The sequence below is a fragment of the Fibrobacter sp. UBA3718 genome, assembly GCF_002371935.1.
In the GTDB taxonomy this organism is placed as follows: domain Bacteria; phylum Fibrobacterota; class Fibrobacteria; order Fibrobacterales; family Fibrobacteraceae; genus Fibrobacter.
In genome coordinates, this window is the sequence record NZ_DFHR01000004.1 from 60,951 (window position 1) to 83,605 (window position 22,655).

Below are 22,655 nucleotides of genomic sequence, written 5' to 3' on the forward strand. Positions count from 1 at the left end.
AGCCCATTTGCCATTTAAACACCCGAAGGCACGAAAAGTGTCACCTTTTATGTCGAACTTTTTATATTTCCGCAAAAAAAATCAAAGGTGTATATGGGAATCAGGAATCACATAAGAATATCATCTTGGAAGGGCGCAGCACTGATAGGAACCATCGCTATCCTCGCAGCCTGTGGCGACAATTCCTCGAGCGGCCCGGAAGGCGACACTCCGGCAACAAGCGCTTCCACGCTCGACATAAGCAAGATGTCTATCCGCGAGAAAGTGGGGCAGATGTTCTTCGTGCGCCCCGAGGCACTTGATACGAGTATCCACTGGAACGAATATGCGGAACTCCCGGATTACAAGCTGCAGCACGTGAACAAGACCATGCTCGCGATAAACGAGGACTACCCCGTCGGCGGCGTGATTCTTTACGCGCACAACATCGTGGACGAGGCGCAGCTCGGTGAATTCATCGCCGAAATCAGGGAGTTGAACGGCAGCCCGCTCCTTGCCATTGACGAGGAAGGCGGACGCGTCGCGCGCATCGCGAACAACGGGAACTTCGACGTTCCCAAGTACGAAAGCATGGCTGCCATCGCCGAAAGCGGCGACCCGAACGAAGCCTACAAGGCGGCATTCACCATCGGGAGCTACGTGAAGGAATACGGTTTCGACATCGACTACGCCCCGGTCGCCGACGTGAACACGAATCCCGAGAACATTGTCATCGGGCCGCGCGCCTTCTCGGACGACCCCGAGACCGCCGCCAAGTTTGTGGTAAGTTACCTGAACGGCCTCGATTCCGCAGGCGTCATCGGCACGCTCAAGCACTTCCCCGGCCACGGCGACGTAAAGACCGACACGCATTCCGGCTACGCCGAGACGAACAAGACCTGGGAAGAGATGCTCGAATGTGAAATGGTCCCGTTCAAGGCCGGCATCAAGGCGGGCGCAAAGATGATCATGACCGCACACATCGCCGCCCCGAAGGTCACCGGCGACGATTTGCCCGCGACGCTCTCGCCCGTCATATTGCAGGACAAGCTCCGTGGCGAACTCGGTTTCAAGGGAATCATCGTGACCGACGCGATGGACATGGGCGCCATCACCACGCAGTTCGGGAACGCCGAAGCCGCCATCAAGTCCATACAGGCGGGCGTCGACGTGGTGCTTTGCTCCCGCGAATTCACGCAGGTGTTCGATGCAGTCGTGAAGGCGGTCGAAGACGGCGAAATAAAGGAAACCCGCATTGACGAAAGCGTCAAGCGGATTCTCGACTTGAAAAAGTAGAAGCAGGTTTACAGCAGTTCTTCTAGAGTCCGGAACACCGTTTCGGGCTCTACCGGCTTGCTCAGATGCGCGTTCAGGCCGGCCTGCAGGCTGTTCTGCACGTCCTCATCGAAGGCGTTCGCGGTGAGCGCGATAATGGGAATGTTCTTCGCGTCTTCGCGGTCCATGCTGCGTATGACGCGGGTAGCCTCGAGACCGTCCATCTCGGGCATGCGCACATCCATAAGGATTGCGGAATAGTAGCCCGGTTCGTGCGACTTGAACATCTCCACGGCAATGCGCCCGTTCTCCGCGCACTCCACCTTCATCTCGCGCATCGAGAGCACCATCGTCATGATTTCCGCATTTACGGGAACGTCTTCGGCAAGCAATATCATTCGCCCCGCAAGTGTCGCGCGCGGCTTTTCTTGCGGCGCGCCCGAAGCCTTATGCTCGTCGCCATTGCGCGGGGATTCCTGCAGCGTAACGGTAACGATAAACTTCGAGCCGACTCCCTTCTCGCTTTCCACGTCGATATGCCCGTCCATCAGTTCCACGAAACTCTTGGTGATAGAGAGCCCGAGGCCCGTGCTGCCGTGCTTGCTGGTATACGACTCGTCTTCCAGCGTAAACGCGTCGAACATGCGCGGCAAGAACTCCTTGCCGATACCGATACCCGTGTCCTCTATGGTAAAACGCAGGGGGCATTCCCGAGAATGTTGATGAGCACCTGCCGGAGCTTCATCTCGTCGCCGATATAGCAGTTGGACACCCCGTCCTTCACGTTGCAGCTGTAACGGATTTTCTTGTCGTGGCACTGCGCCGTCACGATGGCGTTCACCTGTTCGAGCTCATGCGCGAACGAGAATTCTGCATTCTTGAGCGACATGCTGCCCGATTCGATGCGGCTGATATCCAGGATACCCCACAGCATGTCGGTGATGTAGTACACAAGTACGCCGAGCAAGAAGCGCCGGTAATACAGGCGGGTACGCGAATACTCCGACCCGTCCTGCTTCCGCAACACATCCCGGTTACCGATAAGCAGGAGTATTGTCGCCAAAAAAGCCTATAATCGAGTAAGTCATGACCCATTACTTCCTATTTTCTGCCGTCCAGATCATTTCTTCAAGAGTTTGGTAAAGGTGGTCCGGATTGATGGGTTTGGAAAGGTGCGCATTCATGCCCACCTGCAGGCTCCGCTGCACGTCTTCGTCAAAGGCGTTTGCCGTGAGCGCGATAATGGGAACCTTCTTGGCGTCGGAGCGTTCCAGCTTGCGGATGGCGGCTGTCGCTTCCAGGCCGTCCATTTCGGGCATGCGCACATCCATAAGGATGGCATCGTAATAACTTTCGGGATGGTCGCGGAACATTTCCAGGGCCTTGCGACCGTTTATGGCCAATTCCACCTGCAAGTCCCGCATCTTCAGCACTTCCATCATGATCTGCGCGTTGACTTCCATGTCTTCGGCAAGGAGAACCCGCTTTCCGGCAAGTTCCACCTTGTTCTTCGCAAGCGAGGTGTGTTCCTTCTTGCGCCGGAGGGCGTTCTTGAATTCGTCCAGCAGGATTCCCGAGAACAAGGGCTTAGAAATGAAGCAGTCCACGCCGGCTGCCAGGGCCTCGTCCAGGATGTCGTCCCAGTTGTAGGCCGTCAATATGATAATGGCGGACTCGTCGCCGGTCACCTTGCGGATTTCGCGCGCCGTCTCGATGCCGTTCATCTCGGGCATCTGCCAGTCAACCACAATCAGGTTGTAGGGCTCGCGTCTCGCGTGGCGGAGTTTCGCCATCTCCACCGCTTCCTTGCCCGTAAGCACCGTGTCGGTGAGGATTCCCGCCTTGCCGAGCACGAGTTTCGCGTGCCCCAGGGCAATCTCGTCGTCGTCCACCACCAGCACGCTCATTTCGCTCGGGTGGATTTCGATTTCGTCGTCGGTCGCCTGCTTGCGCATGCTGTCGTTGAGGGTGAGCGTCACGCAGAACGTGGTCCCCTTGCCCTTTTCGCTTTCTACATCGATCTTACCGTTCATCATGTCGACGATACCCTTGGTAATCGCCATGCCGAGGCCACTGCTGCCGTACTTGAAATCCGTGGTGGCGTTTTCCTGGGTGAACGTGTCGAAAATCTTGGGCAGGAATTCCTTGCTGATGCCGATACCGGTATCGCTAATCTTGAAGACGAGCGTGGACTTGTTGTCGAACGCAGCAATCTTTTCCACGTTGAGGTCGATGTTTCCGCCCTTCGGGGTGAACTTGACCGCATTGCCCAGGATGTTGATGAGAATCTGGCGAATCTTGGTGACGTCGCCGACGTAGTAGTCGTCCAGGCTGCCCGCCACATGGCACGAATAGTTCAGGCCCTTGGTGCGGCTCTGGTCGTCGATGATGGTGTTCACCTGCTCCAAAAGCTTGGGGAACGAGAATTCTTCGCTATTGATCTTCGCGCGGCCGCTCTCGATACGGCTCATGTCCAAAATCTCGTTGATGAGGCTCAGCAGGTGTTCTGCGGAGGAGCCGATCTTTTCCAGGTAGCCGCGCGTCTTCGACGAAATCTCGGGTTCGTGCAGCGCAAGGCTGTCGAGGCCGATAATCGCGTTCATGGGCGTGCGGATTTCGTGGCTCATGTTGGAGAGGAATATGGTCTTCGCCTTGCTCGCCTCTTCTGCCGTCTTGAGCGCATCGGAAAGCGCCTGGTTCTTGGCGAGCGAATCACGCATTTCCTCGTCGATATCGGAAAATCCGAAACCTACAATGCGGAGCGGTGCATCCGGGGCGTCGCCGGCATTGTGCACGCCCGCCATGCGCAGCATTTCGTAGCTCTCCTTGCCGCCATGGTTTGCTAGGTAGCGCAAGGTATAGATCTTGTTCTTCGCGACACCCGCGCGCACGTTTTCGGGCTGTATAAAGGCGAGGAACTTTTCGCGGAATTCCGGAGCGACGAACTTTTCGGCATAGGTTGAAAAATTTTCCAGGTAGCCGATTTCGTCCCCTTCCTTGAAGGGCGCGGGAACGGAGCCGTCCTTGCGGTAGCATATCGCCATTCCGGTATCCAGGTTCAGGTAGTAGACGCTGCGGTAATCTGACGCAAGCGCGGTAATCATGTTACGCTGTTCGTTCCTCTTGCGTTCTTCTTCCACCAACTTCTGCTGGAGCGCAAGCTGTTCTTCCAGTTTTTCCTGCTTGATGCGGCTTTCGGCATCGGCCACCTCTTTTTCTAACTTGAGTTGAGAGGTACGCCTGATTTGCATGAAGAGGAACAGGAACACGGTCAAGAGCACTAGCGCGATAATTCCGGATAGCAGAAGGCTGCGTTCCAAAATGTCTTCCGAAATGGAACCGATTTGCTCGGAGATGACGCTTTCGCGGATAAGGTAGGTCAGCATCCAGTCCGTAGAATGGATGGGAACATAGTACATAGTTTCACGGATGCCGTTATACTCGAAGGAAACGACGCCCGCCTCGTGGTTCGCGAAGTCGGAGCGCATCTTTTCCATGGAGAAGCCTTTTTCGAATCCGGCTTTTTCCATGGCGGCAAGCAGATTGTCGCCGCTCGCAAGCCCACCTAGCACCAGGTTCGTAAGCGAATTGCCTGCCTTCGAGTAGATGTTGCAAAATGTAATTCCCTGCCGGTCGGATTCCAGCGAAATACCTTCCAGCATGCGGTTCATGTCGATTTCCATGAAGCTCACGACCAAAACCCGACCATTAAAGGCAAGACGGTCCACAGGCACGGCAATGACAACAGTCTTCTTTTCTTCACTGTTTTTCTTTAATGAAATTTCGGATTTTGCCAGGGTCCTGTAATCGAAATTATAGAGATCAATGTCGGTGCGCGTACCGCGGGATGTGTAGATGAGACCCGTAGTGTCCACGAAGGCGAACTTTTCTAGACCGTACAGTTGCTTCATGCGGAGCTGGTAGCTCTGCAAGCTTGCGGTACTTGCGAGGTCTTCTTTTGAAAGCAGGCCCACCGCCACATCTAGGTCGTTGATGTAGCCGTTCAATTTCGACGCCACCACCTGTTCGCGGCGGTTCGCGAGTTCGTTCATAAAGAGGAGCGTCACGTTGCGCACGGCCTTTTCCGTATCCCCGCTCGCATGGCGACCCGTGAAGATTGTCCCCAGCACAAGGATGATAACGATGATGGGGGCCACGATAGTGGCGATACTTACAATCCCGATTCTTTTTTTCGTTTCCATAACATTGTCCTGTTAAAACTTTACCGCACCCACTGCGCAAGTGTTTCCGTGAGCATGCCGACATCGATGGGCTTTGCCAGGTGAGCGTTCATGCCGGCGTCTTTCGACTTCTTGAGGTCATCGCCAAAGGCGTTCGCAGTCATGGCGATAATGGGAACTTCCGCCTTCTTCTTGTCGGAGAGCGCTCGAATCTGGCGACTCGCTTCGCAGCCGTCCATCACGGGCATCTGGATATCCATGATAATCCCGTTGTAGTAACCGGCAGGGTTATTCTCCACCATCTCGACCGCCTGTTTGCCGTTTACCGCCATCTCGACCTTGAACCCGAGACTTTCCAGAATGATCTTTGCCAACTCACGGTTCACTTCCATGTCTTCTACCAGCAATAGCCGCATGTTCGTGAAATCCGCCTTGGCCGCGATGGAGATATTGCGCTTGCCACTTTCGGGAACCTCCGTGCCAGCGGCTGTCTTCAGTACCACATTCACGAAGAATTCCGTTCCTTCGCCGACTGTCGATTCAAACTTGATTGTCCCGCCCATCAGCGACACCACGTTCTTTGCAATGGCAAGCCCGAGGCCCGTACCCTGCACTCCGCTGATGGTAGAGACGCGCTCCCGCTCGAAGGCATCGAACACGCGGTCTGCAAACTCGGGCGAAATGCCGATACCGTCATCCTTCACGCGGATTTCGAACGCGGCCTTGCCCTCTTCGATGCATTCCTTTTCGGCGAGAGTCACGGAAACGTGCCCGCCTTCCGAAGTAAACTTGAATGCGTTGCTGACCAGGTTCAGAATCACGCGGTTCATGCGGTTCCTGTCGCAGAGCACCACCGGGTTCCTGAGGCCGTCGTATTTCACGGCAAAGGCGATGTTCTTGCCCACCATCTGCGCCTCGAACATGTCGCGGATTTCATCCATCATTTTGCGCAGGTCGGTGGGCCGCTCTTCCAGTTCCATCTTCCCGATTTCGATGCGGCTCATTTCGAGCATGTCGTTGATAAGGGCCATCAGGTACATGTTCGAAGAATCGATCTTGGTCAGGTATTTCTGGATTTGCTCGGGAGTCGCCTCCGGTTTGCGCGCCAGGTTGGTGTAGCCGATAATGGCATTCATGGGCGTACGCAGGTCGTGGCTCATGTTCGAAAGGAAAATGGTCTTTGCCCTGTTGGATTCCTCGGCGATATGCTTTTCGTGGTCCAGTTTCTGTTCGCGCTGCTGCTGCGTGCGGTAGATGTTCACCACGATGAAAATGCACAGGATAATGAAGAGCGTTTCTACCAGATTGTTCTTCAGCTGGGAATCACGGACAAGGTCCATCTGCTCTTCCATGAAGTCCTTTTCCTGTACCACCTGGGCTTCGGTCATGGGAATATGCATCTTTTTATGCAAATCCGTATGGAACTCGCTGATATGCACAATGACTTTCTCGGCCTCGTCGTTGGTGACCTGGCGTTCCCACATCACCGCCGAGAACAGCAATATGAACAGCATGGTCACCCACATGATGGCCGACTTGCCGAAACGGTTCTCCTGGTCGCGCATGAACACGGCCCTGTAAACGACGAACCCCACAATGCTCCACGCCATCAGAATCATGAAGGATTCCGTGGCAATTGTGTTCATGTTCCAAAGCGTCGGCGTAAGCGGGAAGAAAAAGAAGAAGGCGGATATTACGACACCCAGGATTCCGGTAAAGTTCAGCACTGTCTTTCGCCTGCCGGTTTCACTGCGGGCAATTTTCACTATTCCCGCAGAAACATACAGATAAATGATAGATGCACTGATGGAGGTGATGTCCACAATCCAGCCGATGGCCGTTCTCCCGAAGAACGGAATAATGCAGGAAAGGAGCATCACGTAGATAATGCCGTAGTTGGTGGCGCCGTGACGGTTGATATGCCCGAACCAGGACGGCATCACGGAATCGTTGGCAAGGCTCATGAACATGCGCCCGATTGTTCGGTAAAGCCCAAGAAGGCTCGTGGAAATGGCCGCCGTGATGGTTATGGCGAGCAGCACAATGCCGCCGTTACCGAGGGTCTTGAAAACGGCGTGGAATACCGGGACTGATTCAATGCCCTTGAGGTTCTTCAGGTTGGTAAAATAAGCTTCCCAGTCGCCAAAATTCGCGGGGGTCACCGAGACCGAAAGCAGCGCGGTGAGGGAATAGACGATGGCACCGGCAACAAGGGCGGCCATCATAATCGCAAAACTGTATTTCGGCTTGAAGTCATAGGTGGAAGAGGCAAAGCTCACCACGCCAAAACCTACAAATGCCCAGGGGGCAAGCACCAGCACGTTCACGATCTGCATCAGGGGGGAATGGTCCTTCGCGACTCCCGCCGTCGCAAAGGCCGGGCCCATATCCGAGAAATCAATCCCGCCCTTGCAGGCAATAATTGCAAACAGGCCGACCACACCGCCAAAGAATATGAGGGCAAGCACCGTATTCACCAGGCGCAGCACGTTGGTGTTCCTGCAACTGATGAACCCGAACAGAAGTATAATTGCAAGCGTGGTAAACAGCTCGCCTGCCCAGACCTCGTAGCCCATGATGGTATAACTGAAGCCCCTTTGCAATACGGGTCCGAACAAGAAACGGATAAACAGCACAAAGGCCGACATATTGGCCCACAATACCGCCAGGTACGCAAGGGCCGTGGCCCAGGTGCAAAGGAAGGAATGGTCGTAGCCGAAAAGCTGCTTGGTAAAGGAGAATACGCTCCCCGTGCCGGGAATGCGGTTCATCATGATGTGGAAATTGTAGGCGACAACACCCATCAGCACGGCGCCAAGCACAAGGGCGATAACTGTTCCCAGGGGGCCCGCAATCGGCAGGAGCGTTGTCGCGGGCATCACGAATGCACCCCAGCCTACGGCACAACCGAAGGAGAGCGCCCACGCACTCAAAACGGACAATTTTTTGTGTTTTTCAGACAACATAACGTTACACCCTTATCCACTTCTGCAAAATTTTTGCAAGTTCCTTGAAATCTATCGGCTTGGAGATATGGTCGTTCATGCCGACTTCCTTCGCCTTGCGGATATCGTCGGCAAAGGCGTTCGCGGTCATCGCCACGATGGGGATTCTCCTTGCGTAGGTCGTCATGGCCCTGATGGCCGCAATCGCCTTGTAAATGAAAAAGCCACCCGGCATGTCTTCGCCGATCTGCTCGATAACTTGCAAAGCCTGTTCGCTCAGGGGAAGGTGTCGACCGAACATGGGGACCTCGTATTCTAGTAATTCTGTTTTAAAGATATCTAAAAAAAATGCTTTGTCACACAATCCGATACCTTTTTATTTCTTTTTACATATATTTATTCACGGATAAAAGGAGTTTTCTCCAATGAAAAAACTACGCCAGATCACTACCGTCAAGAGACACGTCCTTATCGTAGACGACGAGGTGGTAAACCGAGAAATCCTGGGTAATATCCTTTCCGTGAACTACGACGTCGAATATGCCGACAACGCCAAGGAAGCCCTCGCAGCACTCTCCAGGCAAGACAAGCGGTTCTCGCTTATCCTGCTGGACCTGCTCATGCCCGTGATGGACGGGTTTGAATTCCTGAAAAAAAGAGAAACCACCGAAACACTCAAGCGCATTCCGGTCATCGTGATGACCTCCGAAAAGGAATCCGAAGTCCGCAGCCTCAAGCTGGGCGCCGCCGACTTTATCGCCAAACCCTTCGACATGCCCGAAGTGGTGCTCGCCCGCTGCGAAAGAATCATCGAACTCTTCGAAGACCAGGACATTATCCGCCAGACGGAGCGCGACCATGTTTCGGGTCTCTACACCAAGGACTACTTCTTTGAATACATCCGCCAGATAGAACTGTGGAGCAGGGACATCCCGCGCGACGCAATAGTATTTGACATCGAACAGTTCCACCTGGTGAACGAGTTCTGCGGAAGGGACTTTGGCGACCGCCTGCTTGCAGAAATCGGTAGCGCGCTCAAGAATGAACTCGCCCCCATGAACGCCATCGCCTGCCGTGCAGACGCGGACACGTTCTATATCTTCGCGACGCACCAAGAAAGCTACGACAACATCCGCAACATTGTCCAGGGAATCCTTACCGAATTCTTCGAGGTGAACCACATCCGCGTGCGCTTTGGCCTGTGGGAAAACGTGGACCGCAACGTAGAAATCGAGGCATGGTTCGACCGCGCGAAGGCCGCCTGCGACAAGAACCGCGGCGACCTGACCCAGGCGTTTACCCGCTACAACAACGAAATGCATTCCCGCTACATGTTCGAGGAAACACTCATCCGCGACTTGCAGAGCGCCATAGACAACAAGAACCTGATTGTCTATTACCAACCGAAATACAACATCGAAGGAGATACCCCGCGGCTCACCAGCGCAGAAGCCCTCATCCGCTGGATACATCCGACGCTCGGATTCATTAGCCCGGGCGACTTCATCCCGCTGTTCGAAGGGAACGGGCTTATACAAAAAGTAGACAACTTTGTCTGGAACGAGGTGGCAAAGCAAATTCGCAAATGGAAGGACGAATTCGGCGTGACGGTGCCCGTTTCCGTGAACGTGTCCCGCATCGACATCATGGACCCGGAACTGGAAACGAAACTTATGCGGCTTCTCGACGAAAACGGCCTTTCTCCGGAAGAATACATGCTCGAAGTGACCGAGAGCGCTTACTGCGAGAACATGGAGCGCCTCATCGAGGTCATCGAGAACCTGCGCAAGAAGGGATTCCGCATCGAGATGGACGATTTCGGTTCCGGATACTCCTCGCTGAACATGATTACCACGCTGCCCATCGACATCCTGAAAATCGACATGTCGTTCGTGCGCAACATGGAAAAGGACGAACGCAACCTGAAGCTCGTGGAACTCGTGGCGGGCATCGCGAAATTCCTCAAGATTCCTGCCGTAGCGGAAGGTGTAGAAACGCAGTCGCAGCTCGATACCCTCAAGGGAATGGGCTGCCAGATTATCCAGGGATACTTCTTCTCGAAGCCGGTCCCGCCGAAGGACTTTGTACCCTTCATCGAAAAGGAACTTGAACGCCGGAGGGGCGCATGATTACCATCGAAAAACTGAACACTTTTGGGGCAAATACCGCTGAAGGGCTTGCACGCTGCTTCGGGAACGAGGCGCTGTACCTGAAACTCGTGGCGACCATTCCCGGCGAGGGCAACTTCGACAAGCTCAAGGATTCCATTGCCGCGAAAGACCTGAAAGCCGCCTTCGAGGCGGCCCATGCGCTGAAGGGTGTTCTCGGGAACCTCTCGCTCACGCCGCTCTACACGCCGGTCGTAGAAATTACCGAATTGCTCCGCAGCAATACCGACATGGATTACAAAAGCCTGCTCGATACCATCCTCGAAAAGAAGGACGAACTTGGCAGGCTTTGCGCGGATTAGACTTTATTTTTAGAACCTTCCCACGATGAGGCCGGCGTAGAAGCCGGGCCACCAGCGCGCATTGTACCCATTGGCGCTGAAATCGTCGTGGTATTCACTGCGGGGCATGACAATTACTTTATCTGCATTCCCTTCGCTCACTATATTGAGCGTGCCGCCGACAGTCATGCCGAAGCCCGGGAACAGCTTGTGCACGAAGCCCAGGCGCAGGCGGTGATGGAAGTTGATATCATCCTCGTCCGTGTCCATGCCGAATCCTTCACGTGCGTTGAGGAACATGTATTCCAGTTCGAAGTGGTTGCCGTACTTGCCGAATTGCGTACCGAAACCGAGACCCGTTTCGTACATGTCGCTGAAATGCTTGAAGTTCGAACCCTTCTCGAATTCGCGGGTGCCTTCGAAGGCGGTAAACAGGTAGGCCGTGCCCAAGTGGAGTGAAAGCCCGAGCGCACCCATCTCGTTTACGGAAGAGGTCACGCTCCACACGCCGTTACCCACGATGTTGATGAGCCCTATCGGGGTGGATTCGCAAGTACCGCAGATGTTGATTATACCGACCTGCCTTCCGTTCGCCCTGCCCGCGATGTTCATGGTACTCACCTGTGCGCCTTCGACAGTGCCTGCGATGTTCATTGCCGCCGTCACCTGCACGTCCGACTTTCCTGCGATATTCATGGCTGCAGAAACCTGTACACCTGCATCCGCGGCAATGTTCAAGGCGGCAGTCACCTGCACGTCGGATTGGCCCGCATAGTTCAGGGCCGGAGAAACCTGGGCACCATTGAGAGAGTCGGCGATGAAGTTCGCCGTACCCGAGACCTGCGCGCCCGAAGAATTCTTGCCCGCGATATTCAGCGTCGATGCAATCTGCGCCCCGTCAAAGGACTGCGCGTAGTTGATCATGCCGCTAATCTGCGCGCCTTCGAAATGCGCATTCGCGCCGTTGTAGATGTCGGTCACCTGCAGGCCGTGCATCTCCTTTTTCGCGACGTTCGCGATAAAGCTCAGCTGCGTTCCGAGCATGTAGTCATCGGCCTCTGCGACAAAGACGCCAATCTGGATTCCCTTGCGCGGGTCCTTGTCGCTATCCACCGCGTGGAAGGTCACGCGGTATTTGCCATTGTGATCGAGAGAGTCGAGTGAGCACGCAATAGAATCACCCGCAGTGCAGTCACGCAATCCGCCGATTTCGCCACGGAGCGTCGTCTGTTCGGCACTCACGGCGGCAAACTGCCTGTGCGAAAGCTTTTCGCGGCGGTTGTTCTGGAGCGTCACCACCGCCTCGCTGAATTCCGCAGGGCGTTCCAGGCGCACAGTGTACTTGCCGGCAGGGAACCCGAGGCTCATCGCACGGCCCGCCTTCTTGTAGAGTTCCGCGACGAGTTCTCCTTTTTCATCGCGGATGAACAGGCGCCCATCCACGTCCTCGTCGAGTTCGAGGCCAGCGCTTGTGCTGCGCAAATCAGTCATCACCACGTCGCCCGTTCCCGCGAGGTTCATGTCGCGGCTCGGGTGCTGGGCGCCGCCCATCGTCTTCTCGGTGCGCTGGAGAGTTTCGTTAAAGGCAAACTGGTACGCTTCAGACAAAGTAACCTTTCCGTCACCGCTCAGGTCACCGGCGCCGCGGAGCCCGCTCACCAGCGAATGCGTGAAGAACGAGCCCCTGAGCTTGTCGCTTTCCTGGCTAGATTCATCCTGCGTGCTGCTGGTAATGAACGCGTAACCCTTCATGTCGCTGCTCTGGTCCACCATGAACGCGGGCACCGCCACACCGCCCTTCAGGCGTGTGATAGCACCCGAGCCGCAGGCATCGATAACCGCAATCTTCACGTCGGCCTTCATCGCGTCGATGCGCTTGCGCAGTTCCTTCCAGGCATAAACTTCATTCCCGAGGCGGAGTCCCTTCTCGTCGGCGTGCCCGCTGTAGTAAAAGAGCACCTCGTTACGGCCCGCGGCGGTCTTGCCCTTCGCAATCCTGCCATCAAGCACATCGAGCTGTTTCTGGAGGGCGGCCACGCCCGGCTCCTTCACGAGCACCACGTTGCCCGCCTGCACGCCGCCCATCTCGCCGAGCACCTTCGCAAAAGACTTCGCGTCACTTTCGGCATAGCGCAGCACCGGCCGGCCCTGCCCGCCATAATTCGCGCTCACCGCCACCACGTAGCGGTTAATGCGAGCGTTATCGCCCTGCTGGGCCGCATTCGCATTAGAAGCCGCAGCGAAAAAAAGAATTGCAATCAGTGAAATTATATGGAGCGTAATCGACGCGTCCAACTTTTCGATAATGTTCTTCATCCTACTATTCCCCAACCTTGCGTAATGTGATAGATACGGAGCGCACGTCCTTGCTCTTGAGCAGCGCATCGATGTTGTTCGCATCCAGTTCGAACGCCGCACGCGACGTGAGCAAGAAGAACTTCTCGAATTTCGGCGCGTTGTCGAGCTTGTAGGCGAACGGGAGCGTCGTCATCTTGCCGGGTTCGAGAGCAATCGCCTGCGAGCCATCGGCCATGTGCATCGTGACGGTCCCGTTTCCATCCATGCTGAAGAGCATTCCGTAGCACTTTTCGGGTACCGCGTAGCGCAACTGGATTTCGTCACCCTCGCGTGCCTCGCCCAGGTTCGACATCTGTACCGCGCTGTCGCCAGTCTTCTTCCAGACTTCCATGCGGGCATCCAGACCCTTGATGCGCGTGCCGTCATCCGGGACATCGGCCAAGGCAACATCCATCGCCAGCGCGCCACCGTCCGTAGCCGGGCCGATTTCGCGCTGGCTAAAGAGCGCCACCGACACCACCGCAAGCACCAGGGCCGCGGCGGCCGCGAACTTCACGAAACCGAAACGCGCCACGTTGTCCTTGCGTTCCGCACCATTGTCGCGGGCATCCATCTTCTCCGCGAGCCTCTCGAAAGGCATCTTGCGGAGAATTGCCACGTTGTCCTCGCGCAGCAGCTTCACACGATGGGCGAGCTTCTCGTCCGTCTTCTCGAGTTCGCGAATCTCGCGCATCTCGCCTTCGGGCAGGTCGCCCGTAAGGTATCGTTCCAGTTTCCAATCGGGGATCATCACTTTACCTCCAGATTCTTTACCTTGGCCTGCAGGCCACGCAAACGCTTGCGCACGCCACTCACCGAGAGCCCAACCTCGCGGGCTGTCTCCTCGAGCGTCATGCCGTCCACAAAATGCAGCACGGCCATCGTGCGGCTAGACTCCGGCTCGTGCGAGAACAGTTTCGCGAGGATTCCCTTCGCCTCCTGTTCTTCATGGTCTTCGTCCGCGCAGGCAATAGTCAACAACAGTTCGTTCGAATCCACATCGAGGCCACGGCGGTGCTTGTCTCGGATGCGGTTCAGGCAGAGCCTGGTCGCCGTATTCCACAAGAGGCTGCTCGGCTGCGTCGCGTCGAGGCGGTCCCAATGCTCAAAAACGCGTAAAAACACGTTCTGCATCATGTCCTGGGCCTCGGATTCGTCCCTGAGCATATAGAGGCAGCGCCTGAAAACCATCGGGGCGTAGGTCTCGTACAGCCCGGACATTTTCTCGCGATTTGCCTGATTATTGCCCTTCATGCTAGTATAACACCTATGGAGGTAAAAAGTGTCACCGCAAATTTAGAAAAAAAACTCAAAAAACCCCGCTAGCGCGCTAGCGGGGTCATTTCTTTCTAACAAACGGCTTGCCAGGGGACTTCTACGAAGTCCCTCGCTAATCGGCTCGGCAATGCAAAAACGCAAGCATTTTTGCGCTGCACTCGCCTCATTGCTAGTCCCTTACGCAGCGGACAGAGAACCCGGAGTTCTTGTGGAAGCCATACTCACTCACCCCTTTGCTGTTGTAGTTCATGGTCTTAGCATCCGCATAGTAGTCGTCGTCGCCATCAGAAGTCCAAAAGGTTGTGCAGAAGCCCTCACCTACGTACCCTTCAATTGGAATCTTGATGCCAACAGGCAATACGGCAAAGGAATAGATATCGGAGCCATTTCCATTATCGGCCCAACCACTTGCCGATTTGAGTCTCTCTGCCGCCGTCGATGTATACCCGTCTAATATAAATAACATACCCCACTCTATTCCCGTTGGCAGGTGCCAGCCCTCGGGGCAAATACCACGCACCGGGTATGTCGGCGAGCACATCGTTTCATCGCCGCAACCTTTGCCATTCGTGCTCCACCTGCCCACGCTATCCATTGCGGCGGACCACGTGTAAAGGCGACCGTATTTGGCACAGTTGGCAGGATCATTGTCATAGCACCAACTCGTGGAATCGAAGGTAATATCGCCACTTTCAAAGGGAACACCTGTGTAGGCGTAGTTCAAATTCTCCGCCATCCAGATTTGTTTGCCGATTTTTACAATCTTGTATGTTTGCCCGTCACGCCCATCAGTCATAGTTCCTGTAACTCCATCTTCAAAGAAACTGATACTCGACGCATCACTTGACAACGATTCCGCAGAACTACTACTTGACTTGGCATCGCCGTTTTTACTGCTACTCGATTTCGCAGAAGAACTGCTGGACACACTTGTCTCGCTTTCGCTCGACTGCGGTGTGACGCTAGAGGAACTACTTGAATCGTCGCAGTCCTCGCAAACAGACGAAGACGAATCCTCGTCGGGGCGGGTTGTGAAACCGCTGCTCTCGTCATCGCCGCAAGCCGCAAGCAGGAATGCGGACATGGCACATATTGCTAAAACTCTTTTCATTGTTTTTGCCTCTCTACCCTAAAATTAATCCTTGATGCAGCGGACAGAAAAGCCATAGGATTTATTAGTGTAATCCAAATTCACATAGTCGTATTTGGAACTCATAGTCGCCACGTACGCACCAGCACCATCATGCTCCTCAAATTCCGTAGAGCTCAAAAGGTAAGCATAATACTTCGCATAGGAGTAAGAGCCACCCTTTGCCACATAGCCGGAAGGCAGCACCGAGAAGCCGAATTCATCTGTACCATTACCATCTTGAATCCAATCAGATGTAGATTTAAGCATTTTACCCGCTGTTAATTGTCCGCCAACTGCATTGAACAACGTATCCCATTCAGCCTTACTCGGCATGTGCCAACCCGAAGGACAAACACCCTGAATATTTCCCGACGGCAACGAGCAAATTTTTCCATATCCACATTCACTCTCCGGCTTGCCAACCGCTGTAGCCCACCTATAAAGGCGACCATACTTCGCACAGTATTCTGCTGAATCATTATAGCAGAAACTAGAATCTATTTCGTAGTTCAGGTTCTCCGCCATCCAAGTCTGTGTGCCAATTTTTACGGTCTTGTACATCTGACCGTCGCGGGTGTCCGTCATAGTCCCCGTAACAACAGTCAATGGATCTACATATCCTTCGGGGACGCTGCTGCTTGACACGCTTGTCACGCTGCTACTGGACTTCGTTTCATCAACGCTAGAACTTGAAGAAGGCCTTACCGGTGCAGTCGAAGGATCCCCTTTGACGCAACGGACACTTTGTCCATAAGACTTGCTATTCTGATACGTATAAGAATTGGTATAAACGTTGTTTATATTGAAATACCGGCCATCATTGGCACTGTATTCAGTAGCGCTCCAGTAATAAACATCCGAGCCCACCTTTTCCCATTTAGTAGCAGAAATTCTTCTTCCGGTCGGGAGTGCGGCAAAGCCGTAAAGATCCGTACCGTTGTTGTCAGGCGTTCCGGCGTAGTTCCATCCAGTCAACGCCTTGAGTGGTTCACCAGATACAGGGGCATTTCCTAATGCCACGCTCAATAGGCCCCATTCATAGATTGACGGCAAATGCCAGCCGTCAGGGCAAATTCCCTGCACAGCTCGATCAAGTCCGCACTTTTTGCCATAGCCGCAATCCAACGGAGCCTCGGCATCGTTCGCCAAAGCAACAGAGTCAATCGCTGCAGCCCAGCTGTAATAACGGCCACTCACCTTGCATTTTTTTTCATCACCCTGATAGCACCAGTTGTTGCCCTTCAAGCTCGGAGTCTTGACGCTATCGGCATAATTCAAATTCTCCGCCATCCACACCTGCGAATAATTTGAGTCTGGCACTTCAATTTTCACGACCTTGTAAACCTGCTTGTCACGCGGGTCGATTATCGAGTCGTACTTGATATTCGGATTCAGGCGAGTTTCCTTGGGCACATCCCAGCTCCACCCATCAGAATAACTGCTACTCGATTTCGCCAGGCTACTGCTAGAGCCAGCCACTGGGGATTCGCCTTTCAAGCAACGGACCGAACTCCCGATATACTTGTTACTGTAGAACTTGCGTACAATGGTATCCGTGTACAATCTTATACCATACGCATAATCATCGTACCCTTCGTACCATTCAGAAGTCCAGAAGACAGCAGCCTCGCCCACAAAGTCCTTGCTCCCCCAGCCACCAGCGGGCAACACAGTGAAGCCGAAATCATCCGTACCATTGCCGTTACTATTCCAGCCACTCGTAGACTTGAGTTTCATGCCTGCAATCGAATCCCCACCAACCGCAGCGAGCAGCATTCTCCATTCCGCAGTATCAGGCAGGTGCCAGCCGCTAGGGCATGCATCCATTGCCGCACTCCATTCATAAAGGCGACCATACTTTGCACAGTATTCAGCAGAATCATTATAGCAGTAACTGGAATCCGTTTCAAAGTTCAGGTTTTCCGCCATCCACACCTGATCACCGATTGTTACGGTCCTGTAAACCTGGCCGTCGCGGGTATCCGTCAGGGTATTCTTTTCGGCATTGTACGTCGTGTCATGGGAAGAACTGCTGGATGTCATGCCGGCCGATGTGCCGGCATCACCGTTTTTACTACTGCTCGACTTCGGTGTGACGATTAAGACAACGCTGTCGCCGTCCGCGTAGGCTTCGATGAACTTCTCGAATGCGGGCACGGTATCCCCGAGGTCCCAGGCTTCCACATTCTTGCGGATGGAATCGAGCCCGCCATTTGCCGTAGCCTCGACCGCCCATTCCGAAATCGTTTTTTTCGTGCCGGAATCTTTCCACTTGCCGGTTTCCGCGAACGATTCTACGAACTTTTCCATACGCGTAACAAGTCCCGCGTCATCCGTTTCCGCCTGCATCATCACGCTCACGGCAAGCAGCGCCGCGTTCTCGTCGCCCGACTCGAAGATATTCAGGTTTTCGAACTCCACGAAGTCGCCCTTGATGTCGAATGCCGCAAGCACTTCCTTTTCGGCCCGCGCCTTCGCTTCCGCGAACTTCTTGCCCTTTTCCGTCACGAGGAACATCAGGCGTTCGTATTCCAGTTCGGTAAGCAAGTTGATGTTCACGTTCTTGCGGTCCTTCAAGTTCGTCAATGCATGGAGCGTCAACTCCTCCGAGGACTTCTTACCGGTAATCTCATTGCGGTATTTACCCGTCACCTCGAACAAGGCACATGTAGACTTGAGAGAGACACCGTCGATGGCAAAGTCGCCCTTGTCGCTCTCGACTTCGCCCTCGAAAATCTCATCCGTCAGTTCAAGCGTCTTGCAGTCGATTCCATGCACAGTCACCTTAGAACCCTTCACGAACGGGCCCTTCTGCGCCAAGCCCGCGATATCCTTCGCGACAATGCCCATGTCTCCCGAGGCGCCGCCCGCGACATCCGACTTGTCATCGGAACATGCCAAGAACATGGCGCTCACCGCGAGCATCCCGAGAGCAGCACCCCACTTCAGCATCGATTCCTTCATCGTGAACATATCTTGTTCTCCCTTTCCCTAAATTTAATCCTTGATGCAGCGGACAGAGTTCCCCGCCACCTTAGCAGCATCAGACACTTCAGCATTCTTGTCAATACACTGTATAGACATTACACCGCCATTAAGACCATCCGAATCTTCATCAGCGCTCCACCAATAAGACGTATAGCCTGCATTGCGATAGGCATGTTCATCTTCAACAGAAAAACCAAAGATGTTTACATACCCCGCTGGCAATGCGGAAAAACCAAAATCATCCGTACTTTTTTCATCACCACACCAACCAATAGATGACTTAAAATACTTGGCATTCGCTCTTAAGGGATTCTCACTCGATTCGGCAAGCATTATCCCCCATTCATCCTTTGATGGCAGATGCCACCCATTAGGACAAATCCCCTGCACTCTTTCAGGAAGTTCGCATGGACCCATAGATCCACAATTCTGAGGATTCTCCTTATCCATAGCAAGAGCCACCGAATCAATCGCCGCGGCCCACGTGTAAAGACGGCCAGCCACGTCACAATGGGCTTCGTCATCATCATAGCACCAACTTTGTTTCTTGAGACTCGGAGTTTTTACACTATCCGCATAATTCAAATTTTCCGCCATCCATACCTGCTTGCCAATTTTCACAGTTTTGTATGTTTTGCCGTCACGGTCGTCTACAAAGGTATCATAATTGATTTTCGGATTAAGGTAAGACTCCTTCGAGACACTCCAATCAAAATTCAAAGCATCACCGGAATTTCCACTACTACTTGAAGACAGCGTAGAAGCCGACCCATCCTTGATACAACGGATGCTGCGTGCATGGTACTTTACATAAGCAGGAATTTCCGCGTGCAAATTACTGTAGCTCAAATCCAAATAATAAACTTCTTCAGACGCATACCAATCAAACTCTGATGAGCTCCAAAACGAAGCATGCATACCTTCATCATAAAAACGGTAAGAATCTTTCTCTCCCGCAGGAATAGCGGAAAAACCATAATCATCAAAGCCATTTCCATCATCTTTCCAGCCTTTCTTTGACTTAAGCGTCCTGCCCGATATATATTCTTCTCCTGCATAAACATACAGCACCTTCCATTCATCAAAACTAGGCAAATGCCAATCCGAAGGGCAAATACCCTGAACATCCGTCGTACGATAACATCCCGTACCACTTTCGCTGTAGCCACAGCCTGTCTCGACAGAGTCCATCGCTGCAGCCCATGTATAGAGACGGCCATACTTTTCACAATTTTTTGAGGAGTCGTTGTAGCACCAGCTACGTCCCAAGAGGCTCGGAGTCTTCGCACTATCGGCGTAATTCAGATTCTGGGCCATCCAAACTTGGTCCCCGATTTTCACAGTCTTGTAAACCTGCCCATCACGTGAATCAACGATGGAATCGTACTTGATTTCAGGATTCAGATAAGCTTCTTTCTCATATGAGTTCAAGACCGTCTCACTGGCAGAGCTACTACTATTGCGAGAACTCGAAGAGGTCGTGGCAATCTCACTGCTGCTGGATTCCGGATCAGTTCCGTTATCAAGCTTGACGCAACGAACCGAGTACCCCAAATCCTTAGCGGCGTAACTCCTCAAGTTTACATTGACGTCGTCATAGTCCAACCACATCGCATATGCGCAGCCGTTACCGGTCTCCGGAACACCCTCGCTACCGCACTCCGTAGAACCCCAGAAGCTCGTAGTGTAACCCACGCCGTAATAGCCCGCATTGCTGATACCAGCAGCCAGCGCCGAGAATCCGAAAGCGTCAGTGCCGTTGCCGCTTTCGCCATCATCGTCATTCCAGCCGCTGGTAGACTTCAGTTTAGTACCGGCACCTTTTTCGCCGCCCACAGCCTCGATCAAGGTCGCGTAATCAGCTTCGCTGGGCAAATACCAGCCATCGGGGCAAACGCCACGAACATTCCCGGATGACAGATTGCATTCTTTTCCGAGCCCGCACTCTTCCTCCGACTTGCCTACCGCAGCGGCCCAGGTGTACAGCCGGCCATACTTGTCACAGTATTTCGACGAATCGTTGTAGCAAGAACTGGCCGCTGTTTCAAAGTTCAGGTTTTCTGCCATCCACACCTGATTGCCGATTTTCACGGTCTTGTAAACCTTGCCGTCGCGCAGGTCCTTGAGCGTATTTGCGGTTGCGTCGTATTCACTGCCAGAATTGTCATTGCGAGAACTCGAAGAGTTCGTGGCAATCTCATTGCTACTAGAAGATTTACTATCGCTGCTCAGGATGACGGCATCGCCGAAGACTTCGATGTACTTCTCGAATGCGGGCACCACGTCGGCATAGCCCCAGCTTTCGATATTCTTGCGAATCGAATCCAGCGTTCCGTCGGCCGTAGCGGCAACCTGCCACTCTTCAATCGCGGCCTTCGTCTCGCCATCGCTCCACTTGCCGGTTTCCGCGAACGAGTCCGCGAACTTTTCGACACGCTTCCCGAGCCCGGCCACATCCGTTTCCGCATGCATCAACACGCTCACGGCAAGCAGGGCCGCATTGCCGTCACCGCTTTCATAGATAGTCAGGTCTTCGGAATTGTCGAAGTCGCCCGCGATACCGAACGCCGCAAGCACTTCCTTCTCGGCCTGTTCCTTCGCATCCGCGAACGTCTTCCCCTTCTCGGTCACGAGGTACATCACGCGCTCGTATTCCAGCTCGGTGAGCAAGTTGATATTCACATTCTTGCGGTCCTTCAAATCCGTCAGCGCATGGAGCGTAATCTCGCCCGCCGACTCCTTGCCGGTAATTTCGCTGCGGTACTTGCCCGTCGCTTCGAACACTGCGCACGTAGAAGAAAGCGTCACGTCGTCAAACGCAAAGTCGCCCTTGTCGCTCTTGACCTTGCCTTCGAAGACCTCGTCCGAGAACTTCATCGTCTTGCAGTCGATTCCCTGCACGGTCACGGCGGAACCCTTCACGAACGGGCCCTTCAGCGCTTCGCCCGCGATATCCTTCGCGACAATGCCCATGTCTCCCGAGGCGCCGCCCGCGACATCCTGCTTGTCGGAACACGCCGTCAAGACAGCCATGGCGGCAAGCGCACAGGCCGGAATAAACCGAGTCCCAAAATTCCTGTTCATCGCTCCTTTCATTTCCTTTACCCCTTTTTATTTTTCAAATCTTTCTTGGTTTCAATCCGCTTGCTCAGCGGGAAAAGTTGCATGTTCATGCGGTACACGCGTTCCGTCTCGTCTTCTTCGGTCGCAATCGCCACGACGCGGCGGTAAAAGTCCGCCATCTCCTTGCGGATGCGTTCGTACGAGCGTTCCGTAAGGCCGAGCACGAACCCGGACATGGTGCGTTCGGAAAGCGGCAGGTCGATAGCCTTGATTGCGAATTCCCCCATCTGGCGTTGCAGTTCGCGGGCCGCCACGGGCACCACATCCATGTCACCCATCGTAATCGTCTTGTCCGTCTGGTGGTAGTTTCCGTCCCTGTCCTTCTTCAGGAGCTTCATCCTTACCAAAAAGTTCAGCGTCTCGGTCACCTCGGCCGCGGTAATCAAGGGGCTGCAGGCGCGCGCCATCTCGAGGGGCTTGGCTCCCGGCATGTGCGGGGCGAGCTCGCGCAGCACCGGATTCTTCCACGACTTAAAGTAGTCGAACTCGTCGTTGCCCAGCACGCGCATCTTGTGCGCCTTCGCGAGCGCACAGCGTTCCTCGAACGCGGCACGCTTGGCCTTGTCGCTTTTCGCGTGCGCATACGAGACCATCAGTACAAAGTAGGTCTGTTCGTAACCGGCGAGCCCCATGGCGCTCGCGACAGAACCCGCGGATCCGACACTCAGGTTCTTTTTCCCCTCGCAGACATACTTCAGGAACACCGCCGACGAGAATCCGGCATCCTGGGCGAACTTCTGCCACGAAAAGACGGAGCTGCGCTTGCGCTCTTCGTAGTAGTCCAGGATATACTTGCGATAATCCGTGTATTCAACGATTTCCTTCATGTGTACAAATATACCTTCTTTTCGCCCATTTAGAACATAAACATGGCGATTTTAGTCAAATTTTACCACTTTTGGCTAAATTCTAAAAAATTTGGCATTTTGGAACATGAAGGCATGTTCTGAGAACATAGCCCCGGAACA

General features: G+C 54.0%; 15 protein-coding genes. 3 read left to right on the forward strand and 12 right to left on the reverse strand.

The features are described 5' to 3' along the window. Positions 1-93 precede the first annotated feature (93 nt). On the forward strand, positions 94-1,275 hold the full coding sequence (gene nagZ, locus B4A77_RS00980) for a beta-N-acetylhexosaminidase (RefSeq protein ID WP_290737450.1): 1,182 nt from the start codon (positions 94-96) through the stop codon (positions 1,273-1,275). Between the two features lie 8 nt (positions 1,276-1,283). Here the strand turns inward: nagZ and B4A77_RS00985 are convergent, their stop codons facing one another. From B4A77_RS00985 to B4A77_RS01005, 5 genes are read right to left on the reverse strand one after another with little or no spacing between them, the layout of a single operon-like run. Next, positions 1,284-1,898: an ATP-binding response regulator gene (locus B4A77_RS00985; RefSeq protein ID WP_290737453.1), complete on the reverse strand. Its 615-nt coding sequence runs from the start codon at positions 1,896-1,898 to the stop codon at positions 1,284-1,286. Positions 1,899-1,939: 41 nt separating this feature from the next. Further along, complete coding sequence (locus B4A77_RS00990) at positions 1,940-2,317, reverse strand: sensor histidine kinase (RefSeq protein ID WP_290737456.1); 378 nt, start codon at positions 2,315-2,317, stop codon at positions 1,940-1,942. A gap of 31 nt (positions 2,318-2,348) precedes the next feature. Next, entirely contained in the window at positions 2,349-5,456 is a 3,108-nt protein-coding gene (locus B4A77_RS00995; protein WP_290737459.1) for a response regulator, read from the reverse strand. A 20-nt stretch (positions 5,457-5,476) separates the two neighbouring features. Next, entirely contained in the window at positions 5,477-8,368 is a 2,892-nt protein-coding gene (locus B4A77_RS01000) for an amino acid permease (RefSeq protein ID WP_290734135.1), read from the reverse strand. Positions 8,369-8,405: 37 nt separating this feature from the next. Then, positions 8,406-8,681 (reverse strand): response regulator, encoded by a 276-nt coding sequence (locus tag B4A77_RS01005; protein ID WP_290734133.1) that lies wholly within the window; start codon positions 8,679-8,681, stop codon positions 8,406-8,408. A 124-nt stretch (positions 8,682-8,805) separates the two neighbouring features. Between B4A77_RS01005 and B4A77_RS01010 the strand changes: the two genes are divergently transcribed. Next, a complete protein-coding gene (locus B4A77_RS01010) occupies positions 8,806-10,509 on the forward strand; it encodes a putative bifunctional diguanylate cyclase/phosphodiesterase (protein WP_290737462.1) in 1,704 nt (567 codons plus the stop codon). Continuing rightward, entirely contained in the window at positions 10,506-10,850 is a 345-nt protein-coding gene (locus tag B4A77_RS01015) for an Hpt domain-containing protein (RefSeq protein WP_173845420.1), read from the forward strand. Before B4A77_RS01010 ends, B4A77_RS01015 begins: the two co-directional genes overlap by 4 nt. A gap of 9 nt (positions 10,851-10,859) precedes the next feature. Here the strand turns inward: B4A77_RS01015 and B4A77_RS01020 are convergent, their stop codons facing one another. From B4A77_RS01020 to B4A77_RS01050, 7 genes are all read right to left on the reverse strand, one after another. After that, a complete protein-coding gene (locus B4A77_RS01020) occupies positions 10,860-13,145 on the reverse strand; it encodes a caspase family protein (protein WP_290737469.1) in 2,286 nt (761 codons plus the stop codon). 4 nt (positions 13,146-13,149) lie between these two features. Next, positions 13,150-13,920 carry a hypothetical protein gene (locus tag B4A77_RS01025; protein ID WP_290737472.1) on the reverse strand — a complete coding sequence of 257 codons (771 nt, stop codon included), beginning with the start codon at positions 13,918-13,920 and terminating at the stop codon, positions 13,150-13,152. Beyond that, on the reverse strand, positions 13,917-14,420 hold the full coding sequence (locus tag B4A77_RS01030; protein ID WP_173366593.1) for an RNA polymerase sigma factor: 504 nt from the start codon (positions 14,418-14,420) through the stop codon (positions 13,917-13,919). The genes B4A77_RS01025 and B4A77_RS01030 overlap by 4 nt, the downstream gene beginning before the upstream one ends. 193 nt (positions 14,421-14,613) lie before the next feature. Next, positions 14,614-15,555: a fibrobacter succinogenes major paralogous domain-containing protein gene (locus B4A77_RS01035; protein ID WP_290737474.1), complete on the reverse strand. Its 942-nt coding sequence runs from the start codon at positions 15,553-15,555 to the stop codon at positions 14,614-14,616. A 24-nt stretch (positions 15,556-15,579) separates the two neighbouring features. Then, positions 15,580-18,549, reverse strand: a complete 2,970-nt coding sequence (locus tag B4A77_RS01040; protein WP_290737477.1) for a fibrobacter succinogenes major paralogous domain-containing protein — start codon at positions 18,547-18,549, stop codon at positions 15,580-15,582. A gap of 24 nt (positions 18,550-18,573) precedes the next feature. Further along, entirely contained in the window at positions 18,574-21,648 is a 3,075-nt protein-coding gene (locus B4A77_RS01045; protein WP_290737480.1) for a fibrobacter succinogenes major paralogous domain-containing protein, read from the reverse strand. Between the two features lie 17 nt (positions 21,649-21,665). Beyond that, positions 21,666-22,514 (reverse strand): TIGR02147 family protein, encoded by an 849-nt coding sequence (locus B4A77_RS01050; protein ID WP_290737482.1) that lies wholly within the window; start codon positions 22,512-22,514, stop codon positions 21,666-21,668. Between the last annotated feature and the right edge of the window lie 141 nt (positions 22,515-22,655).